Source organism: Streptomyces sp. NPDC058231, assembly GCF_042882275.1.
Taxonomy (GTDB): Bacteria; Actinomycetota; Actinomycetes; order Streptomycetales; family Streptomycetaceae; genus Streptomyces.
The window spans coordinates 38,010-52,269 of sequence record NZ_JBHVWN010000030.1 but is presented as its reverse complement, the minus strand read 5'-3'; the positions used below and the strand labels follow the sequence as shown (position 1 = coordinate 52,269).

The 14,260-nt window shown below is 71.4% G+C and carries 9 protein-coding genes; 1 reads left to right on the top strand and 8 read right to left on the bottom strand.

The window, feature by feature from the left end; all coding sequences use genetic code 11:
* Nucleotides 1–3: 3 nt before the first annotated feature.
* The 8 genes from ACFVXE_RS20805 to ACFVXE_RS20770 form a co-directional block, all read right to left on the bottom strand.
* Entirely contained in the window at nt 4–1,047 is a 1,044-nt protein-coding gene (locus ACFVXE_RS20805) for an aldo/keto reductase (RefSeq protein WP_389672921.1), read from the bottom strand.
* Nucleotides 1,044–4,970, bottom strand: a complete 3,927-nt coding sequence (locus tag ACFVXE_RS20800) for an ABC transporter ATP-binding protein (protein ID WP_389672919.1) — start codon at nt 4,968–4,970, stop codon at nt 1,044–1,046. The genes ACFVXE_RS20805 and ACFVXE_RS20800 overlap by 4 nt, the downstream gene beginning before the upstream one ends.
* On the bottom strand, nt 4,967–6,352 hold the full coding sequence (locus ACFVXE_RS20795) for an LLM class flavin-dependent oxidoreductase (protein WP_389672917.1): 1,386 nt from the start codon (nt 6,350–6,352) through the stop codon (nt 4,967–4,969). The genes ACFVXE_RS20800 and ACFVXE_RS20795 overlap by 4 nt, the downstream gene beginning before the upstream one ends.
* On the bottom strand, nt 6,336–7,157 hold the full coding sequence (locus tag ACFVXE_RS20790; RefSeq protein WP_389672915.1) for an ABC transporter ATP-binding protein: 822 nt from the start codon (nt 7,155–7,157) through the stop codon (nt 6,336–6,338). The genes ACFVXE_RS20795 and ACFVXE_RS20790 overlap by 17 nt, the downstream gene beginning before the upstream one ends.
* Nucleotides 7,133–8,047 carry an ABC transporter permease gene (locus ACFVXE_RS20785; protein ID WP_389672913.1) on the bottom strand — a complete coding sequence of 305 codons (915 nt, stop codon included), beginning with the start codon at nt 8,045–8,047 and terminating at the stop codon, nt 7,133–7,135. Before ACFVXE_RS20785 ends, ACFVXE_RS20790 begins: the two co-directional genes overlap by 25 nt.
* Entirely contained in the window at nt 8,044–9,108 is a 1,065-nt protein-coding gene (locus ACFVXE_RS20780) for an ABC transporter substrate-binding protein (protein ID WP_389672911.1), read from the bottom strand. Before ACFVXE_RS20780 ends, ACFVXE_RS20785 begins: the two co-directional genes overlap by 4 nt.
* Before the next feature lie 50 nt (nt 9,109–9,158).
* Entirely contained in the window at nt 9,159–9,671 is a 513-nt protein-coding gene (locus ACFVXE_RS20775; RefSeq protein WP_389672909.1) for a flavin reductase family protein, read from the bottom strand.
* 335 nt (nt 9,672–10,006) lie between these two features.
* A complete protein-coding gene (locus ACFVXE_RS20770; RefSeq protein ID WP_389672907.1) occupies nt 10,007–11,260 on the bottom strand; it encodes an ROK family protein in 1,254 nt (417 codons plus the stop codon).
* Nucleotides 11,261–11,777: 517 nt separating this feature from the next.
* Between ACFVXE_RS20770 and ACFVXE_RS20765 the strand changes: the two genes are divergently transcribed.
* Entirely contained in the window at nt 11,778–14,201 is a 2,424-nt protein-coding gene (locus tag ACFVXE_RS20765) for an endonuclease/exonuclease/phosphatase family protein (protein ID WP_389672905.1), read from the top strand.
* The last annotated feature ends 59 nt before the right edge of the window (nt 14,202–14,260 follow it).

The window sequence follows — 14,260 nt, the reverse complement described above, 5'->3', positions numbered from 1 at the left end:
ACGCTACGCGGCAGGCGTGGCGCGGCGTCGCCGCGCCGGGTCTGTCAGCGCGACCGGGTGGTAACCGGCGTCACGCGCCGACAGGTTGGTGCCGGGCGGGACGATCTTGTCGATCTGGTCCAGCACGTCCCGGCTCAGCCGCACCCGGTCGGCGCCGAGCTGCCCCTGCAGCTGCTCGAAGGTCCGCGGGCCGATGATGGCGGAGGTGATCGCCGGGTGCTCCAGGACGAAGGCCAGAGCAAGTTGCACGAGGGTCAGCCCGGCATCCTCCGCCAGCTGGGCGAGGGCTTCGGCGGCGGCGAGCTTGGCGCTGTTCTCCGGGGAGGCGATGTCGAAGCGCTCCGCCTGCCGTTCGGCGCGGCTGGAGACGGGCTGACCGGCCCCTGTGCGGTAGCGGCCGGTGAGCCAGCCGCCTGCCAGTGGACTCCAGGAGAGCACCGCCAGGCCGTACCGCTGGGCGACGGGCAGCACTTCGCGTTCGATGCCGCGGGCGAGGAGGGAGTACGGAGGCTGCTCGGCGACCACGCGCTCGCGGCCGCGGCGCTCCGCGATCCACTGGCCCTCCACGATCGCGGAGGGTTCGAAGGTGGACGTGCCGATGTAGCGGATCTTGCCCTGCCGTACGAGGTCGGAGAGGGCGCCGAGAGTCTCGTCGAAGTCGGTGTCCGGGTCGGGGCGGTGCACCTGGTACAGGTCGATCCAGTCGGTACCCAGCCGGCGCAGGCTGTTCTCGACCTCGCGGACGATCCAACGTCGGGAATTCCCCTGCTGGTTGGGGTCGCTTCCGAGGCTGCCGTGAAACTTGGTGGCGAGCACCACGTCGTCGCGGCGGCCACCGGCGAGCGCCTTGCCGACGATGGTCTCCGACTCCCCGGCGGAGTAGACGTCGGCGGTGTCGACGAAGTTGATGCCGGAGTCCAGGGCATGGTGGATGATCCGGATGCTGTCGTCGTGGTCGGGGTTGCCGCGCGGTCCGAACATCATGGTGCCCAGACAGAGCGGGCTGACCTTCACGCCCGTTCGGCCGAGGTTGCGGTAGTCGGTCATCGTGCACTCTCCTTGACGAGTCCGGTGTTCTGCGGGTGGTTGCCGGTGACGGCCGCCGCGTCTCCGGTCTGCCGGAAGGCGTCCCAGAGGCGGCGGTACGGGCCTTCGGCGGCGAGCAGTTCGGTGTGGGTGCCGGTCTCGACGACGGTTCCCGCGTCGAGGACCACCACCCGGTCCGCCCGGGCCGCCGTCGTCAGCCGGTGGGCGACGACGACGGTGGTACGCCGGCGGGTCAGTACCCGGGTCGCGGCGGCCACCCGGCGTTCGGTGGCCAGGTCCAGCGAAGCGGTCGCCTCGTCGAGCAACAGGACGTCCGGGTCGACGAGTTCCGCCCGGGCCAGGGCGAGCAGCTGGCGCTGCCCGGCGGAGAGACCGCGACCCCGCTCCCCCACCGGCTGGAGGTAGCCCAGCCGCAGCCCGGCGATCATCTCGTGCGCGCCGACCGCGCGGGCCGCCGCCTCCACCTCGGTGTCGGTGGCGTCCGGACGTCCGTAGGCGATCGCGTCCCGGACCGTGCCGCTGAACAGGTGCGCCTCCTGCGGCACCACACCCAGCCTGCGGCGGAAGCCTGCCAGATCGAGCTCGCGCAGGTCGTGCCCGTCCACCCGGACCGTACCCGCCGAGGGGTCGTAGAAGCGGGCGAGGAGTTTGACGACGGTCGACTTGCCGGCCCCGGTGGCACCGACCAGGGCGACGGTCTCGCCGGGGGCGATGCGCAGGCACACCCCGTGCAGGACCTGTCGGCCGGCGCCGCCCTCGTAGCCGAAGGAGACACCGTCGAACTCGACCTCCCCGCGCAGCGCCCCGACCGGCCGGGCCTCCCGGGAGAGCGGCGTGCCGGTGGGGGTCCGCATCAGCGCCCGGAGCCGGCCCAGGCCGACGACGGCCTGCTGGTAGCCGTCGAACACCTGGGAGAGCTGCTGGATCGGCGAGAAGAACAGCTCGACGTAGAGGAGGAACGCGATGAGCGTGCCGGCGCTCAGTTCGCCCGACCGGACCTGCCCGGCGCCGACGGCCAGCACGGCCGCGGTGGACAGCGTGCCGAGGAACTCGACGAACGGGAAGAAGGTTCCCATGTAGCGCTGGGCGCGCAGTCTGGAGTCCCGGAAGGACCAGGCCAGTTCGGCGAAGTCACGGGCGTTGCGCCGCTCGCGGCGGAAGGCCTGGGTGACGCGGATGGCGGTGACGTTCTCCTGGAGGCAGGCGTTCACCGCGCTGATGCGTTCCCTGGCCTCCCGGTAGGCGGGTACGGAGTAGTGACGGAAGACCGCGGTCGCGGCGATCAGCACCGGCAGCGCGGCGAGCAGCACCAGGGCGAGTTCCGCGTCGATCGCCAGCAGTGTGACGAGGACACCGAGGACGGTCAGCAGGCTGACCACGGCGGTGATCAGTCCGGTCTGCAGGAAGTTCGACAGGGCGTCCACGTCGGTGGTCATCCGGGTCATGATGCGTCCGCCGAGCTCCCGCTCGTAGTAGTCCAGGCCGAGCCGCTGCAACTGCGCGAACGTTTTCACGCGCAGGGTGTACAGCAGTCGTTCGCCGGTGCGTCCGGTCGTACGGACCTGGGCCACGCCGATCATCCAGTTCACGGCGACGACGGCTGCCGCGGCCACGGCGGCGGCCAGCAGAACACCCCCGGCGTGGTGGGCGACGCCGCGGTCGACCCCTTGCCGTACCAGGACAGGCACGGTGATCTGGGCGAGTGCGTCCAGCGCGACGAGCAGCAGGCCGAGCAGCAGCGGCACACGGAACGGCCGGAGCAGGACGCCGAGCCCGAACGCCGGGTCGGCGGCGACGGCCTGGCCGGTGGGGACCTGGGGGTCGGCGGCGGGCAGCGGCAGCCGGGCGAGCCCGGCGATGAGTTCGGCACTGGGCGGGGCCGAGCCCAGGACCCCGGCGCCCGGTCCGCCGCGTCCCGGCCCGGAGGTGGCCGCGGCTTCGGCGAGGGCCCGGGCGGCGCGGACGGCGGTTCCTTCGAGCTGGTCCGAGCTGGGGTCGTCGGGGCGGTGCCAGAGATGGGCGGTGAGGGTGCCTGCGGGCGGCCCCGTCGCCTCGGCCGCGGGACCTGCCGCCGGTACGGCCTCCGGCGCGGTCTCGTCGGCGTTGCTGCCCCTGGCACCGACCATGACGTCCGCGGGAGCCTCTGCCCCGGTCCCGGGCGTGGCTTCGGCCGTGACATCGGCCGTGGAGAGCAGGTTGCGGAACAGGGCCGAACCGGAACGGAGTTCGTCGAGGGTTCCGGTCTCCACGATCCGTCCGTCGTCGAGTACGGCGATCCGGTCGGCGAGTTCCAGGGTCGATCTGCGGTGGGCGACGATCAGCGTGGTGCGGCGCCGGGTGTCCTCGCGCAGCCGCTGGTGGATCTCCGACTCCACCCGCGCGTCGATGGCCGATGTCGCGTCGTCGAGGACGAGGACCGCCGGGTCGCCGATCAGCGCGCGGGCGAGAGCCATCCGCTGACGCTGCCCGCCGGAGAGGGTGAGGCCCTGTTCCCCGACCACCGTGTCGTACCCCTGGGGCAGCCGGTCGACGAACTCGTCGGCCCTGGCGATCCGCGCGGCGGCCCGTACCTGTTCGTCGGAGGCGTCCGGGAGGCCGTACGCGATGTTGGCCCGCACGGTGTCGGAGAGCAGCAGGCTCTCCTCGAAGACGAAGCCGATACGGGAACGCAGGGAAGCCAGGGCGAGTTCGCGTACGTCGCAGCCGCCCACCCGTACCGAGCCGTACGGAACGTCGTAGAAACGGGCGAGCAGCGCCGCCGCTGTGGACTTGCCGGAGCCGGCCGGGCCGATCAGGGCCAGCGTCTCGCCGGGACGGATGTCCAGGGAGAACCCGCGGAGCAGCGGTTCACCGTCCCCGTAGCCGAAGGTGACGTCGCGCCAGGAGAGAGTGGGAGGTTCGTCGGGCAGCTGCCGGGCGTTCGTCGCGTCGGCGATGGCGGGCCTCTCGTCGACGACCTCCAGGACGCGCTCGGCGCCGGCCCGTGCCTGCTGCCAGACGGTGAGCAGGGTCGCCACCTGACGCACCGGGGTGACGAACGAGCCGAGGTAGGTGGTGAAGGCGAGAAAGGTGCCGAGGGAGATCCGGCCGTGCAGCGCCATCCAGCCGCCGAGGGCGAGGACGGCGACCTGGCCGAGCGCCGGGACCGCCTGGAGCGCCGGGTTGTAACGGCTGGTGAACCGGACGACCCGCAACCGGGAGGCGAACAGCTTCCGGGCGCGCTGTTCGAGACCGGCGACTTCGCGCTGTTCCTGGCCGAAGCCTTTCACCACGCGGACGCCGGTGACGGTCGCCTCGACGGTCGAGGCGACCTCGGCGGCTTCCTGCTGGGCGTGCCAGTTGGCTGGGAACAGGTGGCGGCGGGAGCGCAGGGCGATGAGCCAGAGCAGCGGGCCGACGACCAGGGCCACCACCGTGAGCAGCGGCGACAGCAGCGCCATGAAGACCAGGGAGAAGAGGAACATCAGCGCGTTGCCGGTGAGGTTGGGCAGGAACTGCAGGAGTGTCTGGATGAGGGTGATGTCGGAGATGGACCGGCTGACCACCTGCCCGGTGCGCAGATCGTCCTGCTGGGCGCCGCCGAGCCGCAGCAGCGCGGCGAACGCGTCGTTGCGGAGGTCGTACTGCACGCCCAGGGAGAGCCGGCCGGAGCGGTAGCGGCGGGTGAAGCTCGCCCCGAGGCGGACCGCGCCGACGGCGGCGAGGAGGACGGTCCACGGCAGGAGCGAGGCGGTGGTGCCGGCCGCCACCCCGTCCACCACGTGCCGCAGCACGAGCGGCAGGGTGGCGGTGGCGACGGCCGCGACCACGGCCGCGCCGAAGGCGGCCAGCAGGTCGGTGCGATGGCGCAGGCAGTAGCCCAGCAGCCGCCGCGCCCATCGGGACGGCTGCTGGGCGACAGAACCCGGCGTACAGTCCGTCACCGGATCTCCGCCAGCCCGATGCCGATGTGGCCCTCGCTCCGGTCGACGGGCTCGAACAGCCGGTTGGCGGGGCGCGGCAGCCCGTAGTGGCCGCGGAGCGTACGGGCGGTGTACTCGGTACGGAACAGGCCGCGCTCCTGGAGGATCGGCACCACGCGGTCCACGAAGACCTCCAGGCCGGAGGGGAGGACGGCGGGCATGATGTTGAATCCGTCGGCGGCTCCGCTGTCGTACCAGTGCTCGATGGTGTCGGCGACCTGCTCGGCAGTTCCGGCGAAGGTCCGGTGTCCGCGCCCGCCGCCGAGCCGGCCGATCAGCTGCCGTACCGTCAGCTTTTCGCGCCTGGCGAGCTCCACGATGAGGGTGTAGCGGCTCTTGGCCCCCTCGATCTCGTCCTCGGTGGGTATGTCCTCGGGGAGTTCGGCGTCCAGGTCGAGCGCGTCGGGAGCGATCTTCAGTCGCTGGGCGAGCTGCCGCTTGGCGTACTCGGGGACGATGAGCGCCTCCAGTTCGGCGTCCAGGGCGAGTGCCTGCGCCTCCGTGTCGCCGATGACGGGCACGATGCCGGGAAGGATCTTGATGCCGTCCGGGTTGCGGCCGATGGCCGCCGCGCGCTGCTTGACGTCCTTGTAGAAGGCGATGCCCTCCTCCAGGGTCTGCTGCGCGGTGAACACCGCCTCCGCATAACGCGCCGCGAAGTCCTTGCCGTCCTCGCTGGAGCCCGCCTGCACCAGCAACGGGTAGCCCTGCGGCGGGCGTTGCACATTGAGCGGCCCGTCGACCCGGAAGAACTCGCCGGAGTGGCCGATCGCGCGTACCCGCTCGGCCAGTGCGTGCACGCCGCGTTCCTTGTCGGCGATCACGGCATCGTCCGCCCAGCTGTCCCAGAGCTTGGTGGACACCTCGACGAACTCACCGGCCCGGCGGTAGCGGTCCCGGTGCAGCGGGGTGTCGTCCAGGCCGAAGTTGCGGGCGGCGTCGGCACCCGCCGTGGTGACGATGTTCCAGCCGGCCCGGCCACCCGAGACATGGTCCAGCGAGGCGAACCGGCGGGCCAGGTTGTACGGCTCGTTGTAGCTGGTGGATGCGGTGGCGATGAGACCGATGTGTTCGGTGGCGCCGGCGAGTGCGGTCAGCAGGACGGTGGGCTCCAGTTTGGCAGCGGGCCGCCTCCCCGGGTCACCCATCAGGACGGGACTGTCGGCGAGGAAGACCGAGTCCAGCCTGCCTCGCTCGGCGATCCGGGCGAGGTTCTTGTAGTGCTCGATGTCCGCGTTCGCCCCGGCCGGGCTCTCGGGGAGACGCCAGGACGCCTCGTGGTGACCGGTGGACATCAGGAAGGCGTTGAGGTGGAGCGTCTTGCGGTCAGGCCTGCGGGACATGGGTTTCCTTCTCCTCGTACGTGGTGTGGGGCTGCGTCACGCCGAGCGCGGCGAGCAGGGTGTCGCGGTACTCCTGGAACCGGGGGTCGCGCCGCGACCGCGGGTTCAGCAGGTCCACGGAGAGATCGACGGAGATCCGGCCGTCCTCCAGAACCAGTACCCGGTCGGCGAGTTCGACGGCCTCGTCGACGTCGTGGGTGACGAGCAGCACCGCGGGGCGGTGGCGTTCGTACAGTTCACGGAGGAGACCGTGCATCTTGATCCGGGTGAGGGCGTCCAGCGCGCCGAACGGCTCGTCGGCGAGCAGGAGTTCGGGTTCCCGGACGAGGGCGCGGGCCAGGGCGGCCCGCTGCTGTTCGCCGCCGGACAGTTCGTGCGGCCAGGACCGGTCACGGCCTTCCAGCCCGACTTCGGCGAGTGCGGTCAGCCCGCGTTCGCGGACCGCCGGCCCGCGCAGACCGAGCACCACGTTGTCGAGCACGCGGAGCCAGGGCAGCAGCCGGGAGTCCTGGAAGGAGAGCGACACCCGTTCGGGGACGGCGAGTTCGCCGGATCCCTCGACGGTGTGGTCGAGGCGGGCGACAGCCCGCAGCAGAGTGGACTTCCCGGAGCCGCTGCGGCCGAGCAGGGCGGTGAACTCCCCCTGCGCCACCGTCAGGTCGAGCTCCTTGAGGATCCTCCGGTCGCCGAACCGACGGACCAGCTTCCTGGTCCGTACCGCCGCGGGGCCTGCCTCCTGCGCGATCAAGGCCGCCCAGCCGCTCCCCGCGCTGATGCCGCTCAGCCCGCCAGTGTGCGTCGCCATGACAGGACCCTCCTCTCCACGGCGCGTACCGCCGCGTCCGAGGCGAAGCCGAAGATTCCGTAGGCCACCAGCCCCACGATGATCACGTCGGACTGGGCGTACTGCTGGGCCTGGAACATCATGTAGCCGATGCCGCTGGTGGCGTTGATCTGCTCCACCACGATCAGGCCGAGCCAGGAAGCGGTCACGCCCAGCCGCAGGCCGACGAAGAACCCGGGCAGCGAGCCGGGGACGACCACCTTGCGGATGAACTGCGGGCGGCTCAGGTCGAGGCCTTCGGCGAGTTCGACGTACCTGCTGTCGATGCCGGTCAGCGACGAGTACGTGTTGATGTACATGTTCACCGCGACGCCGAGGGCGATGACGGTGACCTTCATCTGCTCACCGATGCCGAGCCAGAGGATCAGCAGCGGAAGCATCGCCAGCGAGGGGATGGCCCGTTTGATCTGCAACGGTCCGTCGAGGAGGTACTCGCCGGTGCGGCTGAGTCCGGCCGCCACGGCCAGGATCACCCCGGCCGCCACTCCGAAGAAGAGGCCCAGGCCCGCCCGTTGGAGCGAGATCAGGACGTTGTCCTGGAGGCGTCCGCTCCGTATCAGGTCCGCGGCGGTGGACACCACGGTGCCGGGCCCGGACAGGATGCGGGGGTCGAGAAAGCCGGCGGCCGAGGCCGCCCACCAGGCCGCGACCACCAGCACCGGGCCGATCAGCCGGCCGAACGGGAGGGCGCGGCCGGGGCCGAGCCTGCGCCGGGTGGACCGGGCGTCGGAGACGGTGGGCGGCTCCGACGCGGGGTCCGTGGTGTCGTGGGGCGGCAGCGGCCGGTTCTCCGGTCCGGCGCTCCCGGCCGACCGGTGCGACCCGCGTGCCTTCGACAGCAGCTCGGTCATGACGTCTCCCGGTACCGGGCGGGTACGGCCTTCGCCGCCAGCCCCTCGAAGCGGCGGTCGAACAGCCCGGTGACGTCCTGCTTCGGCACGAAGCCGCCCTCGGCCATCAGGTCGGCGGTCTCCTGCTCCCACTCGATCGCCTTGTCCCAGCTCACCGGGAACTGCGGCTTGTGGAGGGAGGCCACGATGCGCCTGCCGTCCTCCTTCGTGACGCCCTGGTCCTTGACGTAGTACGCGTCGATCCACTCGTCGCCGTTCTCCCACGCCCACACCTGGCCGCGGGACCACAGCGGGACGAAGCTGCGGACGGCCGCCGCCTTCGCGCTGTCGCGCAGCACCTCGTCGGGCGCCCACAGGACGCTGAGCAGGTCCACCACGTCTGTGGTCACCCCGCGGGCGCCGTCCTTGCCGTACTGGCCGAGGTACTTGGTCAGCGTCGGTTCGCCCAGCGGGGCCACATCGACCTGCTTGGACTGCAGAGCGGTCAGGAACTGGGTGCTGGGCAGCGCGACCAGCTCGACGTCGCTGTTGCGCAGACCCGCCTTCTTCAGAGCCCGCAGGACGACCACGCCCTGCGCCTGCCCCTGGGAGAAGCCGATCTTCCGGCCTCGGAAGTCGGCCACCGTCCTGATGTCCGAGCCGGGAGCCGTCGCGAAGACGTAGGACGGGTGGGGTCGCACCTGCACCGCGACGATTTTCGCTGCGACACCGATGGCGTGGGCCTGGATCGGCGGTATTCCGGCGTTGACCGCGAGGTCGATGGAGTGCGCCCGGAATCCCTGGATGATGTCGGGACCGGCATTCAGATTGGGCCATTGCGACACCGTGAACGGCAGATCCTTCCGCAGTCCGGCAGGGCCCAGTTGAAGGCGGGTGGTCCGCACCGCTATCGACAGTTCGGTGCCCGGCGGCGGCGCGCCGGAGGGGAGTTTGCCGGTGGGCTCCGCACCGGCGACTGTTCTTACCTGCGGGGAGCAGGCGGCGAGACCCAGAATCGCCCCGCCGGTGAGCGCGAGGAACGACCGGCGGCCGACTGCATGGTGTACGTCGTGGCGTGGCATGGTGAATTCCCGATCAGTGGTCGTGAGGAGGTTTCGGCGCGTGCCGGCGGTCAGAGCGAGTGGTAGGTGCCGTCGTGGAAGAGAAGCGGGCTGCGCCCCTCGTCGAGCCAGGAGTCCACGACGCGGGCTATGACGATCCGGTGGTCGCCGGCCGGGACGATCTGCTCGGTCTCGAGCCGCAGCCAGCCGGCCACGCCGTCGAGGACGGGTTCGCCCTCCGGCAGCCGTCGCCAGGCGGTGGGCGCGGCGAACCGGTCGATGCCACTGGTGGCGAACGTCGTTGCCAGGCGCTGTTGTTCGGCACCCAGGAAGTTGACGACGGCGGTGGCGGACCGCTCGATGTGAGGCCAGGACGAGGTGGCCGTCCCGATGCCGAAGGAGACCAGCGGCGGGTCGAGCGAGAGGGAGGTGAGCGACGTGGCGGTGAAGCCGACGGGGCCGTGACCGGCGTCGGCGGTGACGACGACCACGCCGGCCGGATAGCGGCGGAAGGCCTGCTTGAACCGGTCCGGGGCAATGCCCGGCGCGGCCGTCGCGGGATATGAGGACACGGTGACGGTCAACGTCTCTCCCAGGATGGAAGGCGAATACAGGAAAGGGATCGGCGAATGCGGAGAAATATCAGCGGACGCCGGACGAGCACGCCGAATCGGGGCTGCGCGCAGACACGTGTAACCGTTGGAACGATTTCAGCGGGTGGTTATCGGCAGCCCGTACAGGGGCGACAACAGAATCGGCGGGCGGAGACACGCACCGGCGCGGCCGAGCGGCGGCGGCGCGCGGCTGAGGGCGCGTACCGTGAATTCCGCTGCTGGCTGGTCATGAATCCATCATCCGTCGGGGCTCCGGCTCGGTCAACAATGCAACTGTCTGAATTAAGTCGGGTATTCGAGGTGTGTCACGACACCGCGGGGAGGGCGGGCCACGGGCCGAGCGGGTCCAGGTACAGCGCGCCCAGCGCCACCGCGCCCCCTGCGGTCGCCAGGACGGAGCCGGTGAAACTGGACGGCACCACGGCCCGCTCCGGGTCGTCGCAGACCCATGAGCGCTCCGCCACTTCGGCACGGAGGTCGGCCAGGCACTCCGGGATCCGGCCCGCCCCCGGCTCCACCACGACGAGCACCTCCGGGTCGAACATGTCGAGGAGCAGGGCCGCGGCCCGGCCCACCAGCCGGGCCCGGCGCCGGAACAGCGCCACCGCCCGTGCCTCGCCTGTCAATGCCTGGTCGAGCAGGTCCCGGAACGAGGCTGCCGGCAGCCCTTGTTCGGCCGCCCGGCGAATCATGGCCCGCTCCGACACCTCGGACTGGAGGCACCCGGACCGCCCGCACGAGCACGGTTCGGCGCCACCGGATCCTCCCGGGCCGAGCGGCAGATGAGCGACGCTGCCCGCCCCGGAGCGCGGCCCGCGGTGCAGGGCACCCCCGGTGGCGAACGCGGCGTCGACGACCGCGCCGACGAAGAGCAGCACGGTACTCGCCCGGGTCGATGCCTCGCCGAACATCTGCTCGGCCCGCGCCAGCGCCCGGGAGTGGCTGTCCACATGGACGGGCAGTCCGGTCGCGGAGGAGAGGACGTCCCGCACCGGTACGTCGCGCCAGCCGAGTTGCGGGTGTTCCACGATCACCCCGGAATCCGGGTCGACCCGGTGACCGGTGGCGACGCCCAGCGCGAGGACGTCCCGCCCCGCGGCGTGCGCGGACACCAGCGGGGTGAGGCGCCCGGCCAGGTCGTCGAGCATCCGGCGGGGGTCCGTGGTCCGGTGCGGCCGCCGGTCCTCGGCGACGACCCGCCCCCGGAGATCCATCAGTGAGACCGTCGAATGGGCCACGGCGATGTGCGCCCCGGCCACCAGGTAACGGCCGGTGTCGATCTCCACGGGGATGTGCGGCCGCCCGAGCCCCCGAGGGCCGGTGGTCTCCGCACTCTCACGGACCAGCCCGCGGGCAAGCAGCTGCCCGACGTGCCCGGTCACGGAGGCGGGTGACAGGCCGGTGAGCCGGGCGACGGTGGACCGGGCGACCGGGCCGTGGTCGAGGATCGCCCCGAGTACGGCCCCGGTGCCCGGGAGACGGCGCACGGGCGCGGCGGGGGTGACATCGGATCGGCGCAGGGGGACGGAACGGCGGGCGGGCGCAGACAGACTCTTCACGTGTCTTCCAGGTCCTCGACGGCAGCGGGTGACGCGATGCGCGCTCCTCGAAGAAGGGCGTGACAGAGCTCGGCTGACGCATGATCAGCGAATCTCTGCTTCTCCCGTGGAGAGAAAACACCCTGCGAGGGTCCGGTGGGCTGCACCCGGGGTGCTCACCCCTGCGGCCGGTCGCGCGGGCGCCGTGCTCTCAGACCTGATGACACGCGGCGGAGCACACACGCTTGAGGTCGACATGACCTCGCGTCGTCAGGTGTGTGGATCGCTGCATGTCGCGCAAGGTAGCCGGAATGACATAACCCGGTCAAAGGGGTGCCCGCATCATGGACAGCTCCGCGCGCGGCGGGTGTTGCCCGCACATTGCGGCTGCATGGCGTGGTGCCCCGCCCCCGGCCGCGCCGGCCGTGCGTCCGATGCCCGTCGGGGCGTTTTCTGGAATTAACCTCTGATGCCTTGTCATGGCCGGGTCTACGCGCATAGCTTGTGCCCCCTCAACACACTTTGGGGGCAGTTCACCGTGCACATATCCCGACCCCGTTCCGTCCTCCTGGCCGGCGCGGTCGCCGTGACGCTCTCGGCGACCGCGCTGCCCGCCGCCTTCGCCGCCCCGTCCTCGACCGCCGTGATCTCCGAGGTGTACGGCGGCGGGGGCAATTCGGGCGCGACACTCACCCGCGACTTCATCGAACTGGCCAACGCCGGCTCGGCGGCGTACGACCTGTCGGGCTTCAGCGTCCAGTACCTGCCGGGCGCACCGTCCGCCGGGTCGCTGTGGCAGGTCTCCGCGCTGACCGGATCGGTCGCGCCCGGCGGCCGCTACCTGATCGCCCAGGCAGCCGGCACCGGTGGCACCGTCGCCCTGCCCACCCCGGACGCCACCGGGACCGTGGCGATGTCCGCGGCCAGCGGCACCGTCGCTCTTGTCTCCGGCACCACCCCGCTGACCTGCAAGACGGCAGCCGACTGCGCCGCCGAGACCCGCGTCGTGGACCTCGTCGGCTACGGCTCCGCGGTCGTACGGGAGGGCAGCCCGGTGACGGGTGCCTCCGCCACCGCCTCCGTGGCGCGCGGCACGTCGCTCGCCGACACCGACGACAACGCCGCCGACCTGACGGCGGGCGCCCCGACACCGGTCAACACGGCCGGTGAGACGTCCGGCGGCACGGGACCGGGCGACCCCGGTGACCCGACCGAGCCTGGCACCGTACGCGTGCACGACATCCAGGGCACCACCCGTGTGTCGCCGCTGAACGGCCAGTCGGTGACGGGCGTCCCCGGCATCGTCACCGGCGTGCGGACCAGCGGTTCCCGCGGTTTCTGGATCCAGGACGCGACGCCCGACGCCGACGCCCGTACCGCCGAAGGCGTCTTCGTCTTCACCGGCTCCGCCGCACCGGCCGTCGCGGTGGGCGATTCGGTGCTGGTCAGCGGCAAGGTCGACGAGTACTACCCGTCGACCACCACCCAGTCGATCACCGAGATCACCGCACCGCGGACCACCGTCCTGTCGTCGGGCAACACGCTGCCCGCCCCGGTCGTTCTCGACGCGGCGTCCGTGCCCGGCGCGTACGTCCCCTCGGCGGGCGGCGGTTCGATCGACGCGCTGGCCCTGGATCCGGCGACGTACGCACTCGACCTCTACGAGTCGCTCGAAGGCACCCGCGTGCGGATCGCCGACAACCGGGTCACCGGTGCGACGACCGCGTACGGCGAGGTCTGGGTGACGGTGAAGCCCGACGAGAACCCGACCCGGCGCGGCGGCACGCTGTACTCCTCGTACACCGACCAGAACACCGGCCGCATCAAGGTGATGTCGCTGGACCCGGCCGGGCCCGTGCCCACCGCGAACGTGGGCGATGTGCTCTCCGGCGCCACGACCGGTGTCATGGACTACGACTCCTTCGGCGGCTACAGCCTCCAGGCCACCGAGCTCGGCACACTCACCGATCACCACCTCAAGCGCGAGGTCACCCGCAAGCAGAAGAGCAAGGAGCTCGCGGTCGCCACGTACAACGTGGAGAACCTCGACGCGCTCGACGAGCAGGCGAAGTTCGACACCCTCGCCGCGGGCGTCGCGGTCAACCTCTCCTCCCCCGACATCGTGTCGCTGGAGGAGATCCAGGACGACAACGGGGCGGTGAACGACGGAACGGTCGGCTCCGAGGCGACCCTCAAGCGGTTCACCGACGCGATCGTCGCGGCGGGCGGCCCGCGCTACGCGTGGCGCTACATCGCCCCGGAGGACGGCAAGGACGGCGGCGAGCCCGGCGGCAACATCCGTAACGTCTTCCTCTTCAACCCCAAGAGGGTCGACTTCGTCGACCACCCGGGCGGCGACGCGACCACCGCGGTGACGGCCGTGAAGACGAAGAAGGGCGTCACCCTCTCGGCGTCACCCGGCCGGATCGACCCGGCCAGCGACGCGTGGGACGACAGCCGCAAGCCCCTCGTCGGCGAGTTCCGCTTCCACGGGAAGGCGGTCTTCGTCATCGGCAACCACTTCGCCTCCAAGGGCGGCGACCAGCCCCTGCACGGGCGCTACCAGGAGCCGACACGCAGTTCGGAGACGAAGCGGGTGAAGCAGGCGACGGAGGTCAACACCTTCGTCAAGTCGCTGCTGGCCGCGGACAGGTCGGCCCAGGTCATCACACTCGGCGACCTCAACGACTTCGCGTTCTCGCCGACAGTGGGCGCGCTGACCGAGGGCAAGGTGCTCAAGCCGTTGATCACCACACTGCCGAAGAACGAGCAGTACAGCTACGTGTACGAGGGCAACTCGCAGACGCTGGACCACATCCTGACCAGCCCCGGCGTGCGCCGCTTCGACTACGACGTCGTGCACGTCAACGCGGAGTTCGCCGACCAGGCGAGCGACCACGACCCGCAGATCGTCCGGGTGGACGTGAACGCCCCGGCCCACGGGCACCACGGTCACCACTGACCCGGCAGGCAGGGGGCCGCCCGCCGACGGGCGGCCCCTCTGTTCGACCGGTCGTATCG

What these genes read in the sequence shown, in the direction of transcription:
- ACFVXE_RS20795 (WP_389672917.1), bottom strand. Translation starts at nt 6,352, where the DNA reads ATGTCCCGCAGGCCTGACCGCAAGACGCTCCACCTCAACGCCTTCCTG.
- ACFVXE_RS20805 (WP_389672921.1), bottom strand. Translation starts at nt 1,047, where the DNA reads ATGACCGACTACCGCAACCTCGGCCGAACGGGCGTGAAGGTCAGCCCG.
- ACFVXE_RS20790 (WP_389672915.1), bottom strand. Translation starts at nt 7,157, where the DNA reads ATGGCGACGCACACTGGCGGGCTGAGCGGCATCAGCGCGGGGAGCGGC.
- ACFVXE_RS20780 (WP_389672911.1), bottom strand. Translation starts at nt 9,108, where the DNA reads ATGCCACGCCACGACGTACACCATGCAGTCGGCCGCCGGTCGTTCCTC.
- ACFVXE_RS20785 (WP_389672913.1), bottom strand. Translation starts at nt 8,047, where the DNA reads ATGACCGAGCTGCTGTCGAAGGCACGCGGGTCGCACCGGTCGGCCGGG.